This is a genomic window from Sodalinema gerasimenkoae IPPAS B-353 (assembly GCF_009846485.1).
Classification (GTDB): domain Bacteria; phylum Cyanobacteriota; class Cyanobacteriia; order Cyanobacteriales; family Geitlerinemataceae; genus Sodalinema; species Sodalinema gerasimenkoae.
Map to the genome: position 1 here is coordinate 3,964,152 of NZ_ML776472.1, position 19,429 is coordinate 3,983,580.

Here is a 19,429-nt window from a genome sequence, read left to right on the forward strand (position 1 = left end):
AATAGGGATACGAGAACCTCGGGCGATCGGTTCTAGCCCGATTTCAGCAGACCCTGGCTAGAATAAAAACAAAATCCTTGACAACCCCTTCCCCGCTTCTCTCCCGGGTGAACCGCCTTCAATGACCCCCACCTGGCATTTGCCGAGGTGGGGGAGTGACCGGAGATAACCCGGTCGTAGCTGCGAATCGGCCATTGAGGTACATACGGCAACACGTCCGGTTGCTTCTCTAAATCGGATTATCTGTAAGGCCCTGGAATCTCAGGGAGTGGGGTTAACCCAGACACCCCGTATGTACTGGCTTAAGAGACCTGTAGTTTGGGAATTATCTTCCATGCAACGTATCCCCGTTCAAAACCCGGATGGGACTCCCGCCATGCCCACCAAGCGCCGTCGCGCGCAGCGGTGGGTAGAGCAGGGGCGAGCGACATGGGTAAAAACTAATCTGCGCCTTAAGGCCGTGCGCCTGAACGCCGAACCATCGGGTCGTAAGACTCAACCCATTGTGGTTGGAGTCGATCCCGGCAAACTCTATTCAGGGATTGCCGTTCAATCGTCTAAAGCGACCCTATTTCAGTCCCACCTAGAACTCCCCTACCCCAAGGTACGGGAGCGGATGGATAATCGCAGAATGCTTCGGCGTTCTCGCCGTAGTCGGCGGATTAATCGAGATTTACCCTTCCCATTACGGAATCATCGCCAAAAACGATTTAACAACCGTAGACAGAAGAAAGTCGCCCCCAGCATCCGAGCCAACCGAGACTTAGAGTTTCGGGTGGTTCAGACGTAGACAGAAGAAAGTCGCCCCCAGCATCCGAGCCAACCGAGACTTAGAGTTTCGGGTGGTTCAGGAGTTATCTCGACTCTTCCCCATTGCTGCCATTGGCTACGAGAAAGTCCGCGCTGACGTGGACCTAACCTCAGGTCGAAAAGGGGCAAAATCCGGTAAAGGTTTCTCACCGGTCATGGTGGGGCAAGCCTACGCCCTTGAGCAAATGGAGCAGATTGCTCCGGTTTATACTCGCTATGGGTGGCAGAGCGATGGCAATGGCACGGCTCAAGTTCGCTCGATTTTGGGATTAACGAAATCTCAGGATAAAGCCAGGCCAATCCCCCAAACCCATGCCGTCGATGGTATAGCTTTAGCTTGTGGGTACTTCGTTAAGTATCGCCCTTTCTACGGAAAACGGAGTCACGGTTGTCTGGTATTGGGCCAGGTTAAGCTCACATCTGCCCCATTTGTGGTGATTAAACGCCCACCCATCAGTCGTCGGCAACTGCACCTGATGGTTCCGAGGAAAAATGGAGTCCGTCGTAAGTATGGTGGAACGGTGACTCGGCATGGATTCCGAAAAGGGGATCTGGTGCGGGCTGAAATGGCCGGTCGCGTCTCGGTTGGCTATGTCAGTGGGGATACCGCCAGGCAGGTTTCTGTTTCTGGGTTGACCTGGAAGCGCATTGGCCAGTTTAGTGCTGGCAAAGTTACGTTACTCTATCGCGCCACGGGCATTTTAGTCAGTTGCCCGCAGAGATGGTCCGTCAGTGGGGTATTGAACCCTGGACCGACTGCGAACAAAGGAGGGGGTGGACGCCACGCTCCACCGGGTTTCCACAAGGAGTTTTTGATGAATACAGCCCCCGCCTTCCTCTCCATTCCCGACTATCTTCAAGGAGAACAACGCAGTTCCATCCGCCACGAATATCTCAACGGTGAGATTTTCGCTATGACGGGTGGAAGTGAGGAACATAATCGCATCGCCCTCAATATTGCTAGTCTTCTGAAATCTCATCTGCGAGGGAGTGGCTGCAAAACCTTCATCGCCGATATGAAAGTCCAGATTCAAAATGCGGTGAATCACTCAGATCTCTTCTACTACCCCGATGTGATGGTCACCTGCGACCCCCAAGACCAGCAGCGATACTATAAAACTCATCCTTGTTTAATTGTCGAGGTGCTGTCTCCTTCCACCGAAAAGCTAGACCGCCGGGAAAAACGCCTCAACTATCAAACCTTACCCAGTTTGCAAAACTATCTCCTCGTCCGCCAAGACCGAGCCGAGGTGGAACGGTATCACCCCGATGACTCAGGATTTTGGCGGCCACAACGCTTCACGGCGGGAGATAGGGTTCCCCTCAAGTCCGTGAATTTCGAGATGGCGGTGGCTGAGATTTATGATGAGGTGGTGCTAGAAGACCTGAGCTAAGTTGTTAAACTAAGGTCAGTTTAGACAAGCGAGCCTTATCACCATGTCTGCTTCCCTTTCTAATCCTGCGCAGACGCTCCCAGACCAAGTCTCAGACACCCTCTCCACGAATGAGACGGATGAGATTGTATTTCCCTCCAGTGACCTCCCCAGTGATGAACCCCCCTTGGAAAGTTCCCTGCATCTCCAACAGATTCTGCTGCTGATGTCTTGCCTGAACTGGCTTTGGAAAGACCGTCAGGACTACTTCTGTGCGGGAAACCTGACAATTTACTATAGTCCCCGTCAACTCAAATCTGAGTTGTTCCGAGGTCCTGATTTCTTTGTAGTGCGCGGAACCACAAATCAACCCCGCAAAAGTTGGGTGGTTTGGGAGGAAGAGGGAAAATATCCCAATCTGATTATCGAACTGCTCTCGGACAGCACCGCCAAGACCGACCGAGAACTCAAGAAGGAGATTTATCAGGATACCTTCAGAACTCCCGACTATTTCTGGTTCGACCCCCACAGCTTGGAGTTTCAAGGCTTCCATTTGCTCGATGGGGTTTATCATCCCTTAGAGGCCAATGCTCAGGGATGGTTATGGAGTCAGCAGTTGGGACTCTATTTGGGGATTCATGAGGAGCGTTTGCGCTTTTTTAGTCCTGAGGAGACGCTGATTCCTACGCCTGAGGAGGCGGCGGAGGCGGAACGTCAGACGAATGCTAAGCTCAGGGCTAAGCTGCAAGAACTCGGAGTTGATCCGGATTCACTTTGAGGCCAACCAGGCTCGGCCCCACTCCCTCCCGACGTCTGTTCCCGAATCGCCCCGACTGTCGTAGGATAGAGCCAGGATTCGTTACCATTAACCATGTTACTCCCCATGAGGAGTGTCGAGAGGGGCCAAATAATTACCCATGTACGCGATCGCCACTGAAACGAAACTCTACCCCACCTATATCCTGTCCGACGACTCGGCCCAGGCCCAACTAGAAATTGTCCCGGAACGCGGCGGACTCGTGACGCGCTGGCGAGTTGGCGATCACGACATCCTCTATTTCGATGCTGAACGCTTCGCGAACCCTCAACTGAGCGTCCGTGGCGGGATTCCCGTCCTCTTTCCCATTTGCGGCAATCTCCCCAACAACACCTATACCCATGAGGGAACCTCCTACAACCTCAAACAACATGGGTTTGCACGGGATTTGCCCTGGACGGTTGGTGAATCCAGTACGGACAAAAGCGCTAGTTTGACTCTGGAACTGGCCAGCAACGAGGAAACCCTCGCGGTTTATCCCTTTGAGTTCCATCTGTCCTTCACCTACCGGCTGCACGGACATACTCTAGAAATTATCCAACGCTACACCAACCCCAGTGAGGAGACAATTCTCCCCTTCTCCACGGGATTGCATCCCTACTTCCAGGTTCCCGATAAATCTCAATTGCGGTTTCATCTCCCCTCTAGCCAATATTGGGACCAACTCGATGGAACGCTGCATGACTTCCATAACCAGTTCAATTTTGAACGCAAGGAGATTGATGTAGCCTTCACCCAACTCCAGAGCCAGAGTGCGAGTGTCTATGATCGCAAGCAAGGATTCACCCTCAATCTCGAATATAGCACTCCCTTCTCGACCCTCGTCTTTTGGGCCATCCAAGGGAAAGACTACTACTGTCTCGAACCCTGGAGCGCACCGCGCAACGCCCTCAATACGGGCGATCGCCTGATTCATGTTCATCCCCGTTCCAGCCTAGAAATGCTCGTGCGCCTCGATCTTCATCTCGATTGAAAAAAATTTCTCGAACCCCTTGCACTTTTAGATGGCTGTGCTATAGTAGTTAAGGCGCGAAACGGACGCCCCATCAATTGGGTCGCTAACTCAACGGCAGAGTATTCGGCTTTTAACCGACTAGTTCTGGGTTCGAATCCCAGGCGACCCATTTTCCCCCCCCCCCCCATCCCCTTACCTCCTCCAACCTCTTTATGGGAGTGACGGTAAGGGGATAAATACGTCTGTGGGATCAGTTAAGCCCCGATCTACGGGATTGAGATCTTGCGTCTCATCCCCCTCGACTCCCCCCACGTTGGTTCCCACACCACCATTGAGGGGATCGGCGACGCCTTCGAGGGCGTCACTCAAGAAACTATCGGAAAACCCCCGCTCATCGATGCCTCGGCTCTCCTCCTCTGCAAACGAGGTCTGAGGGCGATCGCGCCGAGGACAGTTTCCCGGCTCATCCCCAGTCCGAGAACAACTACGCCTGGGACTTTGAGCCTGAACGGGGCTGGCCAAGACAAACACCAGTCCTAACCCAACCAGTCCCCTGAGTACCATAGATATGCGATGATCGAGCATCATTTCTCCTCAACATACAACAAGCCATTATTAATTATCCCCCATGGCTTCGCGAATCCGCATCCGACTATCTTGTAAATGGGCCCGAGTGTAAGTATCCAAATCGCGCTCTCGTCGTAACGCTGCCGTCAGGGACTCTTCCAACTGACCGAGATAATACCGCGCCAGAGTGCGGGAATCTTCTGTTCCGCGAATCTGTCCGCTGGCCATATCTAGAGATAACTGTAAATGTTGTCGTTGTAACCCCCGACGTAGACTAGAGATATTGGTGGCAACCCGTCGGCCCTCCAACACTTCAGACCAAACCCCACGATACACCCGCCCCAGCAAATCCGGGACTTGTAACGCCTCTCCTGGGGCGCTTCGCATCTCTAAATCTCGCAAACGACGCAACCGTTCTGGGGCCAACAGCGATCGCAGCACCCACCCTTGAAAGCTTAAAATCTGATCATGGAGGGGATAATCCACCCGTTGAAAATTAGGATAACTTCCCCAATGGAACCAACGGGACGGCGCTAAGCTATTTAATAATCTCGGAGAAAAGTCGAAGGCATCCTCGGCAAAGATATATTGCTCCAGAAGGGCTAAACTGCGCTCCTTTTGCTCCAATGACAAGGGTTCAAAGGGGGTTACCTCGGGGGACTGATGACGATTGAACGACTGCCCGCCAATATGTTTGAGCAAGACCCGACTTTGACGGAAATAGTAAAACAGAGCCACATTAAACTGAGTCCGCAGACGATCAGGCGGCTCTCCCGCTCCTGGAAACCGTTGCTCTAGGCGCTCAAATACCTCCCGTCCTAGCTGCATCTGGGATTCGGCATGATGAAGCATATCACTGCCGAGGTCAAACCAGTTAATCTCAGGATCTACTTCTGCCCAGAGATCTTCATCGGTTCCATACCTCAATTCTGGTTCCGTCGAGCGGCTGGCGATCGCCTCTAAGCGTCGTCGTTCTTCCTGAGGCGGGAGGTGATTAAAATTCCTGTAGCCATAGGTAATCGCCCATTCATCATAGGGGCCAAGCACCGTGGGAAAAAACTCCCCTTGAGGCTCCCCAGGAGCAGCAATGTTGGGCGGCATGTAGTCCATCACCGAACCGCTTAACCCCTCTCGACGGGTTAACTCCAGGTCATGGAGTTCCTCAGGACTGCGTAGGACACTCCCCTTAAAATTATGACGTAAGCCCAGGGTATGACCCACCTCATGGGCAACCAAATAGCGCAAATACTGATGGATATAGGTTTGCACCGTCTCGTCATCCCCAGAAAAATTATGTAACACAGATAAGGCCGTCAGTCCTTCCTGAAAGGCCTGAGTACAAGCGGCACAATTGCAACTCAAACGCGGACCATGATTGAAGGGGAAATTGGAGCGCGATCGCAACTCCTGTAACAATCTCTGGGCCTCTTGCTCAGCCCCCTCTACCCCAGCCGTTTCCGCTGCGATATTGTCCGTGATACAGCTTGGCTGGGAACAGCCGGGTAAGTCCACCAAAACCCGTTCAGCTTCTGGAGACCACCCTGAGCGAGACTGATCTAATAAACTATCGCTCTCCCGGGTTAACATGCGAATGACATCGGCATTAATTAAGATATCCGCATCAAGAATTTCCCCCGTCAAGGGATTCACCCGCGAGGGCCCCATCCCCGCTAACCCTGAGTTAAACGCTTGAATCCAGCGGACAGTATTGTAGCGAATATCGGCTGGGTCCCAAGTGGCATCATCGGGCATTTGTCGTACTTCAATGGCGTTTAGATATCCTGCCTCTTCAAAGGCTTGATTCCACATTAAAATCCCCTCACGAATGGTTTGCCGATACTCGTGAGGCACGGTATTTTCAATCCAAAAGACTAACGGCTCGACAGGGGGAGAGACTTCAGCGGTTGGGTCTTGTTTTTCTAAGTGCCAACGCTGAATATAACGCACGAAGGGGTCAGATTGACTGAAATCGGAGAGGTTTTGATAGGCAGTAATAAAATAGCCAATGCGGTTGTCTGCCGGGCGTGGACGATAATTAGGATTGTCTGGGAGAGGAGAGAGACTATAACGAACCCCTAACGATAAAGCACGACCATCCGGTAAGGTCGGCAGTATGATACGAGATAGGAAAGAGCCGGTTCCAGCAAATCCTAACATTGCTTCAATTTCGATATTTTCAGAAAAGTTTTTGACCTCAGAAAGATACGAGCGATTCGCTTGTGGACTGAAGGACAAAATGGACATGATTGAGGTCAGTTCTGGTAAATCTTGTGCCAATAAAAGGTCGCCGAAATCAATCAGGTAACTGCCACGATCGGGATGGGTCGCTTTAATTTCTAACGAGGCTAAAACTGAATCACTAAACCCCCGTTCCACTCCAGATTGTTGTGGGTCATTGCCTTGAGTACGAAAGTAAGTATTAGGAACGGTAATTAAAATTCTTTGATTCCGCTTCTGAAAAAGAATCGGGAAGTCTTCAAGGGGAAACCCTTCGAGAAAGAAACTCCCCGCCCCTTGAGACAAGGTCATCACTAACAAATGCAGGCGATCAAGCTGGTCGGGACGGATTTCTAAAAATAGCTCCCCCTTCTCGACGTTGTGATAGAGGGGGAACAAGCCTTCGAGGCGGGTCGTGTCGGCGACGAGATCGTCAAAGGAGGGTTCCTCGCTATCTTCCTCGGAGTTGGCCTCTGGGGTGGAGGCTTCGGGAGGGGCGTCGGGAACTGGTTTCGTCTCCCCCTGTTTGAGCGGCGTCTGAGGTTGGGAGGCGGATTTACCCCGGCGGCTTTCCTGAGCGAGGCCAGCGTGAGGTGCCGAGATAGACCCCGCTCCGAGGGCGATCGCCAACAACAGGGATAGACAAGCAACCTCGGAAGCGCGGGAGAAATGGGTCATCAATCTAGACATTAGGGCGATGCGTTAAACACGAAAGCTGAAGCGAGGGACAACTACCCCCCATTATGGCAGGACTAACTACGGTGTCCAGTTAATGGTGGGACTTTGAGCGAGTCGTTGGGAGACGGCTACCGCACCATAGCGGTTGAGGTGACTGGGATCGGAAAAGTAGCCATGTTGATCGCTCCAGAGTTGAGCAAAGTTGCGGAAGACAAACTCATACTGCTGCGAGGCATCTAACAGCGACTGGACAAAGACCTCTTCATACTCGAGACGCACCGGATCTAAATAATCATCCGTCAGGGGTAAATTGACGAAGATGAGATTGAGATCTTGTAATTGGCTAAACTCCAAGATTGAGCGCAGGGCGATCGCCTGTACCCCCGGTAACTGAAAATTGGCATAGTCGGCATCATAGGCCCCTGAGACTCGCGAGTGATTTTGATAATACTCTTGGAGATTAAACCGTTGAGGAAAGGCTAAAAAGCCATTGTCATGGAGTAGGGGTTGATTCGCTGGGAAACGAGCGGTCTCTGGGATGAGGAAAGGCTAAAAAGCCATTGTCATGGAGTAGGGGTTGATTCGCTGGGAAACGAGCGGTCTCTGGGGTAATTGGGGGTTCAGGACGGGGGCGATCGCCGAGTACCTCACTCACCCAGTCCTTCAGCTCATCCCGCTGGGGATAGAGGTTCAGGACGGGGGCGATCGCCGAGTACCTCACTCACCCAGTCCTTCAGCTCATCCCGCTGGGGATAGGCCGCTGAATAATGGGCCACCCATTCTCGCAGTTGCTCATCGAGGGCCTGATAGCGATCGCTCACCCGTTCAAACAGCGATCGCTCCGCCACCTGAGGCTCAGTATCCAAAGACGACTCAATCGGACGGAAGCCCCGTTGAATCTGTTGATAGCCGGGCGATCGCACCAGCGCCTCATAGGTCAGATCCTCGCGACCACTATTAAACGCCCGGGCCCCATCAGCCCAAATAATCGTCTCAGGTAAGCGATCGGGAGGGATAATCTCCCGTAACAAAAGATTCACCACCTGAGCCGTGGCCCCATTGACCCCTAAATTAAACACCCGTAGAGGGGGGTAGCCTTCTTGCTGTAACTGCTCCTGCAACACCGTCGGATGAATCCCGCGCAGGGCCCGAGAACTGCCCACCACCAAAATATCGGGAACACCTCCCTCCTCCACATACTCACGATATAACGCCAGTTGCCGGTCCATCTGCTCACTATTGAAGCTAGCGAACTCAATCTCCGGCTCGCGAATCAGGCGAACTTCCCCAGTCCGGGCCGCCACCACCTGCGGCTGGCCAGCCGGAGCCGTAAAGCCCGAGGGATCGAATGTATCCTCAGGTAAGGACTCAGTCTCCGACAATTCCGGCAGATGGATATCATACTCAAACTCGAAATCCTCGTCGGGGGGTTCAATCTCCAACGAGGGAGGGGGGGCGATCGCCCTCTGGCGACGTTGTAGCCCTTCACTGGCCAGCCAATCCACCTGAACCGTCAGCACCAGTCCCAACAGCCCCCAGACTACCAGCGTCGGTACCGCCACCTGGGCCCGTTGTGGCAAGTCCGTTGTCGTCGATTGGGGGAGTGATGCCCGAGGACGGAAGAGACTGGTGCGACATAGCCAGTCTGAGAGGGTTAAGGAGGGACTGCGCTCTCCCTCCGTTGGACGTTCTCCCTCCTCTGGGGGGTCCAATGCCGGGTCATTGCCCAAATCTAGCGGGGTGCCATCGAGAGGCTGAAACTCAGGAACCTCCGGCGTTTGCTCCGGTGTAGGGGCAAAGTCCACCCCATAATGCCAACGGGGCTTCCGCTGACCACTGCGGCGACCATAGATGCGGACGCCCGAGAGATTACTCAGCTCCAACTGGCTCAAAAACTTAACAATCTTCGGGGAAATTTCGGTCTGGGCCGGGCATGTTAGTCCCTCACTCATCACATGGAGTAACACTCCCTTGCGGCGGATTTGGATGCGAATCCCTCCCGTCGCCAGTTTTTCAGAGAGAGAAGGATTCAGCAGACGTTCCAAGATAAACGTCAACGCCGACAGACTCCCACCCCGGGCCAGTTCCAGGGCCGAGGGCACCAGATCCGGCCGTTGGCGAGCTGGTAAATCTTCCCAAGCGACCCAAACCGGAGTTTTTGGCTGAGGAAAACTGGCCTCATAGGGAATATCCACCGCATAGATGGTGGCTCCGAGAATACCTCTTGGGGCCAACGACTGGAGAACCGCCGAGAGTTTTTCCATGACCACCTCGCGGCTCGGGAAGGTCTCAAGGGTCAATTGACCGTAATTGAGGGGACTACAGACCAGATGCAGGGTCGAGTCCTTGAGAACCGCCGATAGTTGTAGCTCGAAGGGGCGCAGGACGCGATTGAGGCGTAACGTAATCGCGGCCACATCTCCCCAACGGGCCCAGGCCTCAATGGTGCGATCGCTCGGGGTCAAATCCACCCGTAACGTCCATTCCGGTCGCGACTCCCCACTCACCTGTCCCAGGAGAACCGCATCCCGGAAACCTCGTAAGTTGAGATCCCGTAATCGGCGAGCGATAGGTTGAGCCAACAGAGCGGCATCCGGCGCATAGGCGGACTCACAAGAAATCCAGAGACGACGGCCACCACTTTGGCGTTCAATCCGCTTTACGGAAATCCAAACATCGGTGGAGATATCTTGTAGGGCCCGCTCAACGGTTTCAATGATTGTTTTCTTATCCCGTTTCTTGCCCCTAGCCTGAGGCGTGGGTTCTCCGGCGGCCTCTGAGTCGGGGCGGGCCGTAGCGGTTTGAGTAGAAGCCTGGGGTGCGTCCACCGTAAAACGAACCGTCCAATCGGGAGTCTCGAACGGTGGCGTATCTCCAGACCGAGCCTCCATCGAGCGACCATAGAGACAGACACGCTCAATCGGGGGAGCATCGTCTGGTAGGGGACAATCCTGATGAATCGCTTGGGATAAGCGTGCCATGACCCGAGGGGCATCGGGGCAATGCTCTCCCCAACACCAGACCCGTAAATCCCGATCGCGGACTGCCACCGCGATCGAGACACCCGGAATTCCCAGTGCCTCGTTGGCCCAGGAAGTTAGGTCAATGGTCGTCCCCGCGTGGGGGGCCTTGTCTGTGTTCAGTACCACCAATCACGTCCTAACTTGACTGCTGTGTGATCGTTCAACCTCCGGGTTCCGTCCAATTTTAACGTACCCTAGAGCCAAGAGAACCCACCGATGAAGCCAGTACCCACCCAACCGATCAAGAGATTGAGTTTTGGCTCTACTTACAGTACGAAAGAGAAAGATCATCGACTGATCACATTTTGGCACATTGACCGACGCAATTTTTAAGAGGGCTAGTCTCATGGAATCCTATAATAACTCAGGTCATCGCCCAGGGAACACGGCCTCGGGGCCAACCCTGACCCACATTTTGGTCGGAGTGGCAACGGCTCCGGTTCTGGCAGGGCTTTGGGGTGCTCAGGCGCTCTTTAAGTCCACCATTGCCCTTGGAGAAGCGAGTGAGGAGTTATTTCGAGGCGATCGCCTCCCTGTTCTCAATGTCCCCAGTGACGAGTCTGAGCCGAACAACGCTCCATCCACCTAATGTCTGTCACGCAGACTACAACAAAAACTAAGGATTTGTTGACAAAATAAATTGTTTTCTGCCAACAAGTCCCAAGTTTGCCCGCTCTGCTAACTTCATCAGCCTCTAAGACGTTCGGTTACACCATCCTGGCCGGCGCGATCCGCTTGGGGCGTCAGTGTGACTAGCAGCGGGCGAACACCAGGAAACCTGCCCCAACATTGGCAAGCCGCCTAATCCGAATATCATAATGAGTCCAACACTTGAGAGAACCGATCGCCCATTCAACGTCTCTTCCACTTCAGACGTTCGGCTGCGTCACCGTCTCAAAGTCGTCGAGGATTTGTGGGAGTCCGTACTGCGTCAGGAGTGCGGTCAACAAATGGTTGACCTCCTACATGAACTCAACCCCATGCAAGCCGAAGGCGGACAAGCGCCGAATCTCAAAGATTCTCCTGTTGTTCGCAAAATCGAACAACTTGACCTCAACGATGCCATTCGCGCGGCCCGAGGTTTTGCCTTATATTTCCAGCTCATCAACATCGTTGAACAACATTACGAACAACGAGATCAGCAAAAAGCCAACGTCAGTAACAATTTAACCTTTACGGAGGAATCCATCTCACGGGTAGAATCCCCCATTGAAGAGTTTTCGGAGCTGGCCAATAGCCCGGTGCAAACCCCGGAACGGGGGACATTTGGCTCCCTGTTTCCGCAACTGCGACAACTGAATGTTCCCCCCAATCTGATCCAAAAACTCCTCGATCAACTCGATATTCGTCTGGTCTTCACCGCGCACCCCACCGAGATTGTGCGGCGGACTATTCGCGGCAAACAGCGTCGGATTGCCCGGGTGTTGCGCCAACTTGATCGGGTCGAAGATGGCTTACATTCGATGGGGCGCACCTCGTCTCTCGAAGCTGAAGCCCTCCAAGAACAACTGATGGAAGAAATTCGCCTCTGGTGGCGTACCGACGAGTTACATCAGTTTAAGCCCACGGTTCTCGATGAGGTGGAATATACCCTGCACTACTTCACCGAGGTCCTCTTTGATACCTTGCCGCAACTGTACCAGCGGTTGCAACGGACTCTCAAGGTCTCATTTCCCCACATTGACCCGCCGAGTTATAACTTCTGTAAGTTTGGCTCCTGGGTGGGGTCTGATCGCGATGGCAACCCCTCGGTGACCCCTCGTGTGACCTGGCAAACCGCCTGTTATCAACGGAATTTGGTCTTAGAGAAGTATATCCATGCCATTGATAGTCTCAGTGAATCCCTGAGTCTGTCCCTGCATTGGAGTGACGTGCTTCCTGAACTACTCGAATCCGTAGAACAGGATCGGCTGCAAATGAGCGAGGTGTATGATCGCCTGGCCATTCGCTACCGCCAAGAACCCTACCGCTTAAAACTAGCCTATGTGCAGAAACGGCTGGAGAATACCCGCGATCGCAACCTGAGTCTCTATCACGCTGAAGACTGGCGACAGGAAATTCGCGAGGTGAACAGTATCCCGGTCTACCGCTCCGGTTCGGAATTTCTGGCGGAACTGCAACTGATTCAACGCAATCTCTTTGAAACGGGCTTGCAATGTAGCGAACTCGACACTCTCATCTGTCAGGTGGAAATCTATGGCTTTAACCTGGCTCATTTGGATATTCGCCAAGAATCCTCCCGCCATGAAGAGGCCCTCAATGAGCTAACGGAATACCTACAAATTCTGCCCAAACCCTACAGCGACCTCACGGAAGCCGAACGGGTGGAATGGTTAACCCTGGAACTGCAAACCCGCCGGCCACTGGTTCCCACGGAGTTGCCCTTCTCTCCCATTACCAAGGAGACCATCGAAACCTTCCGCATTGTGCGACTGCTGCAACAAGAGTTTGGCACAGAACTCTGTCAGACCTACATCATCAGCATGAGTCGCCAGGCCAGCGACCTCCTCGAAGTGTTGCTGCTGGCTAAAGAGGCGGGCCTCTATGACCCGGCGACAGGAACCGGAACCCTGCAAGTGGTCCCTCTGTTTGAAACCGTGGAAGACCTGAAACGGGCCCCCTCGGTGATGAAAGACCTGTTTGAGTTACCCCTCTATCAAGTGCTGCTGACGGGGGGCTATGGCCGCGAAGATAGCTCGGATACCCCCCTAAGTCCCTCCCTGCAAGAGGTGATGCTGGGCTATTCCGACAGTAACAAGGACTCCGGCTTCCTCAGCAGTAACTGGGAAATCCATAAGGCTCAAAAAGCCCTGCAAGCGGTCAGCGATCCCTATGGGGTGAAACTGCGCATCTTCCATGGACGGGGCGGTTCCGTCGGTCGCGGCGGAGGTCCGGCCTATGAAGCTATCTTGGCGCAGCCGGGACGCACCATTGATGGCCGCATTAAAATCACCGAGCAAGGGGAAGTGCTGGCCTCAAAATATTCCTTGCCCGAGTTAGCCCTCTATCACCTCGAAACCGTGACCTCAGCGGTGATTCAATCGAGCCTGTTAGGGTCAGGATTTGATGATATCGAACCCTGGAACGAGACCATGGAGGAGTTGGCCCACAAATCCCGTCAGCATTATCGCTCCCTTGTGTATGAGGAACCGGATTTTATTGACTTCTTCATGCAGGTGACCCCGATTGAGGAGATCAGTCAACTGCAAATTTCCTCCCGGCCCTCCCGCCGTCGCCAAGGGAAAAAAGATATCGGCAGTTTACGGGCGATTCCTTGGGTCTTCAGTTGGACTCAAAGCCGCTTTTTACTCCCGGCCTGGTATGGGGTGGGAACGGCTTTGAATGAGTTTTTACGGGAGAAACCCGAAGAACACCTGAAACTGTTGCGCTATTTCTACATGAAATGGCCCTTTTTCAAGATGGCCATCTCTAAAGTGGAGATGACCTTGGCCAAGGTGGATTTACAAATCGCCGAGCATTATGTGCGCGAGTTGAGCCATCCTGAGGATCGTGAACGCTTTGCGGTGATTCTCAATCGCATCACCGAGGAATACCATCAGTCTCGGGAGTTGATTCTCCAGATTACGGGCCATACCTATCTCTTGGATGGTGATCCCGGTTTACGCCGCTCGGTGCAGTTGCGCAACTCCACCATTATTCCTCTGGGCTTGTTGCAGGTGTCCTTACTCAAACGGCTCCGTCAACATGGCAAGAGTGCCACCCCAGGGGTCATTCACTCTCGCTACAGTAAAGGCGAGTTACTGCGTGGGGCCTTGTTGACCCTCAATGGGATTGCGGCGGGGATGCGCAATACCGGTTAACCTCGGGACAAGGTGTAGGTCGGCCTTGGGCCATCCGTCTTGGGCCGCCAGTCGGCGTTGAGTTCTCAATCTCAGCCCGACTCCACCGCAAAAGCGTTTAAGATGGGTAACTAGGCCTGTTTATTCTTTTAATACCAACGTCATGTTTGTTCTGGCAGCGATCGCAGTTATCGCCATTCTTATCGCCGTTCACGAGCTAGGTCATTTCCTCGCGGCTCGCTGGCAAGGCATCCATGTCAACCGCTTTTCGATTGGGTTTGGGCCGATTTTGCTCAAATACCAAGGGCCAGAAACGGAGTATGCTATCCGGGCCTTCCCCCTGGGAGGGTTTGTTGGCTTCCCGGATGATGATCCCGACAGCACTATCCCCGACGATGACCCAGACTTACTCCGCAATCGCCCGGTTCTCGATCGGGCGATCGTCATCAGTGCTGGGGTCATCGCCAATCTGATTTTTGCCTATTTAGTCCTGGTCTTCCAAGTAGGTTCAACGGGGATTCCCACCGGCTTTAATGCGGAACCGGGGGTGGTTGTGCCTCAGGTGATGTCCGTTGAGAGTCCCGCCGCTCGGGCTGGCTTACAAGACCTGGATATTATTCTGGCGGTGGATGGAACCCCTCTGGAGCCGGGGGAACCGGGGATCTTTGATCTCAAACAAACCATCGAAGACAATCCCGAGACGCCGATTCCGCTGACGGTTCAGCGCGATGAGAGCCAACTCTCCCTGACGGTGACCCCAGAACGGGGCAGTGATGGCAAGGGACGTATTGGGGTGCAACTGGCCCCCAATGGAGAACGGCTCTATCGTGAGGTGGATAATCCCTTGGAAGTCGTGGGGATTGCCGCTGGCCAGTTTCAGGTGATTTTTGTCAATACGGTCAAAGGTTTTTATCAACTCATTACCAATTTCCAAAGTACGGCCGGACAGATTGCTGGCCCGGTGGGGATTGTGGCTCAGGGCGCGGATTTTGCGGCCCGGGATGCGATGAATCTCTTGTTTTTTGCGGCAGTGATTAGTGTCAACTTAGCCATTATCAATATTCTGCCGCTGCCGGCCCTGGATGGGGGCCAATTGGCATTTCTCCTAGTCGAAGGGTTGCGCGGGAAACCGGTGCCGGTGCATATTCAGGATGGGGTCATGCAGTCTGGGCTATTGCTGCTGCTGGGGTTGGGCATTTTCCTGATTGTCCGAGATACCAGCCAGTTAGATTGGGTTCAACAATTGGGCCGCTGAGGCTAAGCTGCATCTATCGTTATGGCTGGGAAAAGGTCTGGGAAATCTCCATTGAAACAACCATCCAAGCAACCATCGAAGCAGCAACGGGCGTCAGAGGTGTTGAAGCGTTTGACACAGTTATATCCTGATGCCACCTGTAGCCTCACCTATGAGAGTCCGGTGCAGTTGTTGGTGGCGACGATTCTCTCGGCCCAATGTACCGATGAACGAGTGAATAAGGTGACCCCGGCCTTGTTTGCTCGTTATCCTGATGTGGCGGCGTTCGCTGGGGCAAACTTAGAGGAGTTGGAGGGGTTAATTCGCTCAACGGGCTTTTATCGCAATAAGGCTAAGAATATTCGTGGGGCCTGTCAGATGATCATGGAACGGTTTGAGGGCCAGGTTCCTCAAACCATGGAGGCGTTAACGCAACTGCCGGGGGTGGCTCGTAAAACGGCTAATGTAGTGTTGGCCCATTGCTTTGGCATTAATGCTGGGGTGACGGTGGATACTCATGTGAAACGGTTGAGTCGCCGTTTGGGACTGACGGCGCAGGAGAATCCGGTTAAGGTGGAGCGGGAGTTGATGCCGTTGTTACCCCAGGCGGATTGGGAAAATTGGTCGATTCGTCTGATTTATCATGGGCGAGCGGTATGTAAGGCCCGTAACCCCAATTGTGGCGGCTGTGTGTTGGCAGATCTCTGTCCAACGGCGGCGGAGGTATAGCAATCGAAGATTGCCTGATTGAGACTCTGAGTTGCTAGAAAATCCCCTACCTGTTGCCTGTTGCCTGTTGCCTTCTCCTCCCTACTGCCTACTGCCTACTGCTGCCTTCTTGTCCCCTATTTTTTGTCCTAATTCAGACCAACTTTTGCTACAGGGATAGTTCAGGTCATGCGATCGATGGTTCGATATTGGATGGCTTCGGCAATGTGGGTGGCTTGGATCTGCTCCTCTTGGGCTAAGTCGGCGATGGTTCGGGCTACTTTGAGGATGCGATCGGTGCCTCGGGCGGAGAGGCCGAGTTGACGAATGGCGGCTTCGAGGAGTCCCTGACTGGCGTCGTCGAGGTGACACCAACGGCGCAGATGGTGGCTTTGCATTTCGGCGTTGCAGCGAATTGGCTCGTCTTGAAAGCGTTGTGAGGCTTGTTGTCGCCCGATTTTGACGCGCGATCGCACGGATTGGGAGGCTTCACCTAGGCCCTGTTGTAAAATTTCTTGGGGCTTGAGACGGTTGACGACTACTTGCAAGTCAATGCGATCCATAAGGGGGCCCGAGAGTTTGGCCCAATATTGTTCTCGCTGGCGGGGGGAACAGGTGCAAGGTTGAATCGGATCACCGTAATAGCCACAGGGGCAGGGATTGGTACTGGCAACAAGGGTAAAACGGGCGGGAAATTCGACGGATTGACGGGTTCGGGAAATGGTGACTCGTCCATCTTCGAGGGGTTGACGCAGAAATTCTAGGACATCGCGCTTAAATTCGGTTAATTCGTCCAGGAACAGGACACCCCGATGGGCCAGGGAAATTTCACCGGGTTTGGGATAACTGCCCCCACCGACAAGGGAGGGGCCACTGGCGGAATGGTGAGGACTGCGGAAGGGCCGTTGACTCACCAGTTGACCGCGATCGCGCAATAATCCGGCGACGGAATGAATCTGGGTGACATCTAGGGCTTCGGGCAGGGTGAGGGGGGGGAGAATCCCCGGTAACCGCCGTGCCAGCATGGTTTTACCACTGCCTGGGGGGCCCACAAAAATGAGATTATGACCCCCAGCGGCGGCAATTTCCAAGGCCCGACGGGCATGGGCTTGTCCTTTGACATCTTTGAGATCTAAGCCGATGTCAGCTTGATGGGCCAGGGCTTGGTCTAAATCGACGACGGTACGGGCAAACTGTTCGGGTTGATCGAGAAATTGGCTCACCTCTCGGACGCTGCTGAGGCCATACACCGAGAGTCCTTCGATGACGGCGGCTTCTTGGGCATTGGCTTGGGGAACCACTAAGCCGCTCATACCCATTTCGGCGGCGGCGGCGGCAATGGGCAATACACCACTGACGGGCCGTAAACTGCCGTCGAGGGAGACTTCTCCTAGGAAGAGGTAATCTCCTAAGAGTTGTGGGTTGATTTGGTCTGAGGCGGCGAGAATCCCCAAGCTAATGGGTAAATCGAAACTTGGCCCTTCTTTCCGTAAGTCGGCTGGGGTTAAGTTGACGACAATGCGACGCATGGGAAAGCTGAAGCCGGAATTTTTCAGGGCCGCCTTGACTCGTTCTCGTGATTCTTGGACGGCTGTATCCGGTAATCCCACAACGACGGTGGCGGGAAGTCCTCCAGAAACATCAATTTCAACTCCCACTCTGACGGCGTTGATGCCATAAAGCGATGCACTCCATACTCGGGCTAACACGATTGAGGCCCTCTTCTGTCGGTTTGGACGGGTTAATTATTCCGGGTTTGCAGGGACGATGATGTGATTTGGGTCACACTTAGGACTTCGTTTAACGGCTATTCAGTAAAATTATTGAGGTGGTTACGTGATATCAGGGAGTAGTTTTTACGGGCATTACCTTAGTCAAAAATACCACTGGCTTGAGATTGGATATAATGTCTCAGGTAAACATGTTCAAGACCTACTGCTTTAAGAGAATTTTATCAAAGTAATCAGGCTAATTATGGGAGAAAAAGCAGCAGTATTTTAGAATAAAGTGGAATATTGTCTTTGAATTTGCGATTGACTTAGGTGTGATACGCTTATCAACAGGATAATGAGGGCTTGTGATTTCTTGAGAGGTTTTACTGATTTTAACGTTGGTTTTCAGTATAAACACTGGAGAAACCCTCAGATCTATCCGTGGTTTTATTGAGCTAAACTGGTGTAAATTAACACTACGACCCAAACACGACTCGCACGGGTGTACTGTTAGACCCGCGTTATGATCATGTATCAGATAAATCGACTGAATCAACCCATGAGGAGACGACTCCGTTCTGTGACACTCGCTGTGGCGATCGCACTACTTGCAGGGGCAGAGGGGGCGATCGCCAGTAAGTTTTTTGAAGCTGGGGGACTGAGGGGGATTCCCCAAATTCCTGGCTCGGCTGGCTTTAGCCAAAACAACTATCAACTTGAAGAACTTGAGGATCTCTGTTCTAATGCGGACCCTCTTACTGCTCTAGACGCCTGTTCGGAGGCAATTCAGCGGCAAAATTGCCATCAAAAGGAGATCCTCGATCCGCAATTATTCCCCAGATGTGCCATTCTCTTTGATAATCTCGGGGCCGTTTTAGAACAAACGGGCCGCTATGATGATGCACTCCTGGCCCTCAACTACGCCGCTGAACTCCAACCGAGCGATGCCAATATCTGGTATAACCTCGGCATCGTCTATGTCCACCTGCAACGGTACGAACAGGCTCTAGAGGCCTTTGACAAGGCCAGTGATCTGGACCCGAGTGATACCCAAGCTCAAAAGCAGGCGGACTTACTGCGTCAATTGCTCGATCCGAGTTTATACTGAGTCGGTGTTAAGGGCGGGTCTCCCCTAGCCGCCACTGCGTTTGGCTGGATACCCGGCTTCCTGTAATAGGACCACAACCCGTTCAACGACATCCCCCTGAATTTCTAGGGTATTCTCTTTAACAGACCCACCTGCACCACATTGACGTTTTAGGGATTTGAGTAAGGCTTTCAGGGTCTCGGGGCGACTTTGAAAGCCGCTGACGATGGTTACCGTTTTTCCTTTGCGTCCTTTGCGGGTGGGTTGAACTCGTAAGTGTTGCTCCTGGGGGGGGAGTTCTGGAGTAGGGCGGGCGATCGCATTCTCGTTATTATCGCCAAATTCGGAGTAAACCAGACGGTTCTTCATGGTAGGAGGGAGAGGTGAGGGGTGGACCAGGGGGATTTGGGGATAGGGTAACGAAGGGCAGCCGTCACTGTCAATAGGA

The 19,429-nt window shown here is 53.3% G+C and carries 16 protein-coding genes and 1 tRNA gene; 10 read left to right on the forward strand and 7 right to left on the reverse strand.

Going from position 1 to position 19,429, the window contains the following annotated elements; translation table 11 throughout:
* Positions 1-334 precede the first annotated feature (334 nt).
* From L855_RS22570 to L855_RS17170, 5 genes are all read left to right on the forward strand, one after another.
* The gene (locus L855_RS22570) at positions 335-790 is read left to right on the forward strand and encodes an RRXRR domain-containing protein (protein WP_343039321.1); all 456 of its coding nucleotides are present in this window, start codon (positions 335-337) and stop codon (positions 788-790) included.
* Positions 791-842: 52 nt separating this feature from the next.
* Complete coding sequence (locus tag L855_RS22575) at positions 843-2,204, forward strand: Uma2 family endonuclease (protein ID WP_343039322.1); 1,362 nt, start codon at positions 843-845, stop codon at positions 2,202-2,204.
* A gap of 43 nt (positions 2,205-2,247) precedes the next feature.
* The gene (locus L855_RS17160; protein WP_159790062.1) at positions 2,248-2,961 is read left to right on the forward strand and encodes a Uma2 family endonuclease; all 714 of its coding nucleotides are present in this window, start codon (positions 2,248-2,250) and stop codon (positions 2,959-2,961) included.
* Positions 2,962-3,100: 139 nt separating this feature from the next.
* The gene (locus tag L855_RS17165) at positions 3,101-3,973 is read left to right on the forward strand and encodes an aldose epimerase family protein (RefSeq protein ID WP_159790064.1); all 873 of its coding nucleotides are present in this window, start codon (positions 3,101-3,103) and stop codon (positions 3,971-3,973) included.
* A 79-nt stretch (positions 3,974-4,052) separates the two neighbouring features.
* A tRNA-Lys gene (locus L855_RS17170) sits at positions 4,053-4,124 on the forward strand.
* Positions 4,125-4,165: 41 nt separating this feature from the next.
* Here L855_RS17170 and L855_RS17175 read toward each other — a convergent pair.
* The 5 genes from L855_RS17175 to L855_RS17195 all read right to left on the reverse strand — a co-directional run bounded on the left by L855_RS17175 (position 4,166) and on the right by L855_RS17195 (position 10,566).
* Entirely contained in the window at positions 4,166-4,543 is a 378-nt protein-coding gene (locus L855_RS17175; RefSeq protein ID WP_219729935.1) for a hypothetical protein, read from the reverse strand.
* A 27-nt stretch (positions 4,544-4,570) separates the two neighbouring features.
* Positions 4,571-7,429: a zinc-dependent metalloprotease gene (locus L855_RS17180; RefSeq protein ID WP_159790068.1), complete on the reverse strand. Its 2,859-nt coding sequence runs from the start codon at positions 7,427-7,429 to the stop codon at positions 4,571-4,573.
* 66 nt (positions 7,430-7,495) lie between these two features.
* Positions 7,496-7,771: a hypothetical protein gene (locus L855_RS17185; RefSeq protein ID WP_159790070.1), complete on the reverse strand. Its 276-nt coding sequence runs from the start codon at positions 7,769-7,771 to the stop codon at positions 7,496-7,498.
* Positions 7,772-7,910: 139 nt separating this feature from the next.
* Positions 7,911-8,138 (reverse strand): hypothetical protein, encoded by a 228-nt coding sequence (locus L855_RS17190; protein WP_159790072.1) that lies wholly within the window; start codon positions 8,136-8,138, stop codon positions 7,911-7,913.
* Positions 8,086-10,566, reverse strand: coding sequence for a hypothetical protein (locus L855_RS17195; protein WP_159790074.1), 2,481 nt, complete (start codon positions 10,564-10,566; stop codon positions 8,086-8,088). The genes L855_RS17190 and L855_RS17195 overlap by 53 nt, the downstream gene beginning before the upstream one ends.
* 220 nt (positions 10,567-10,786) lie before the next feature.
* Between L855_RS17195 and L855_RS17200 the strand changes: the two genes are divergently transcribed.
* The 4 genes from L855_RS17200 to nth all read left to right on the forward strand — a co-directional run bounded on the left by L855_RS17200 (position 10,787) and on the right by nth (position 16,203).
* A complete protein-coding gene (locus L855_RS17200) occupies positions 10,787-11,029 on the forward strand; it encodes a hypothetical protein (protein ID WP_159790076.1) in 243 nt (80 codons plus the stop codon).
* A 229-nt stretch (positions 11,030-11,258) separates the two neighbouring features.
* Positions 11,259-14,261 (forward strand): phosphoenolpyruvate carboxylase, encoded by a 3,003-nt coding sequence (gene ppc / locus L855_RS17205; RefSeq protein WP_159790078.1) that lies wholly within the window; start codon positions 11,259-11,261, stop codon positions 14,259-14,261.
* A 142-nt stretch (positions 14,262-14,403) separates the two neighbouring features.
* Positions 14,404-15,495: an RIP metalloprotease RseP gene (gene rseP / locus L855_RS17210; RefSeq protein WP_159790080.1), complete on the forward strand. Its 1,092-nt coding sequence runs from the start codon at positions 14,404-14,406 to the stop codon at positions 15,493-15,495.
* A 51-nt stretch (positions 15,496-15,546) separates the two neighbouring features.
* Positions 15,547-16,203, forward strand: coding sequence for an endonuclease III (nth, locus tag L855_RS17215; protein ID WP_246198961.1), 657 nt, complete (start codon positions 15,547-15,549; stop codon positions 16,201-16,203).
* 161 nt (positions 16,204-16,364) lie between these two features.
* On the opposite strand, the gene L855_RS17220 is transcribed toward nth, so the two are convergent.
* A complete protein-coding gene (locus L855_RS17220) occupies positions 16,365-17,891 on the reverse strand; it encodes a YifB family Mg chelatase-like AAA ATPase (RefSeq protein ID WP_159790084.1) in 1,527 nt (508 codons plus the stop codon).
* Between the two features lie 532 nt (positions 17,892-18,423).
* Between L855_RS17220 and L855_RS17225 the strand changes: the two genes are divergently transcribed.
* Entirely contained in the window at positions 18,424-19,002 is a 579-nt protein-coding gene (locus tag L855_RS17225) for a tetratricopeptide repeat protein (RefSeq protein WP_159790086.1), read from the forward strand.
* A gap of 24 nt (positions 19,003-19,026) precedes the next feature.
* Here the strand turns inward: L855_RS17225 and L855_RS17230 are convergent, their stop codons facing one another.
* Positions 19,027-19,350, reverse strand: coding sequence for a translation initiation factor (locus tag L855_RS17230; protein WP_159790088.1), 324 nt, complete (start codon positions 19,348-19,350; stop codon positions 19,027-19,029).
* Between the last annotated feature and the right edge of the window lie 79 nt (positions 19,351-19,429).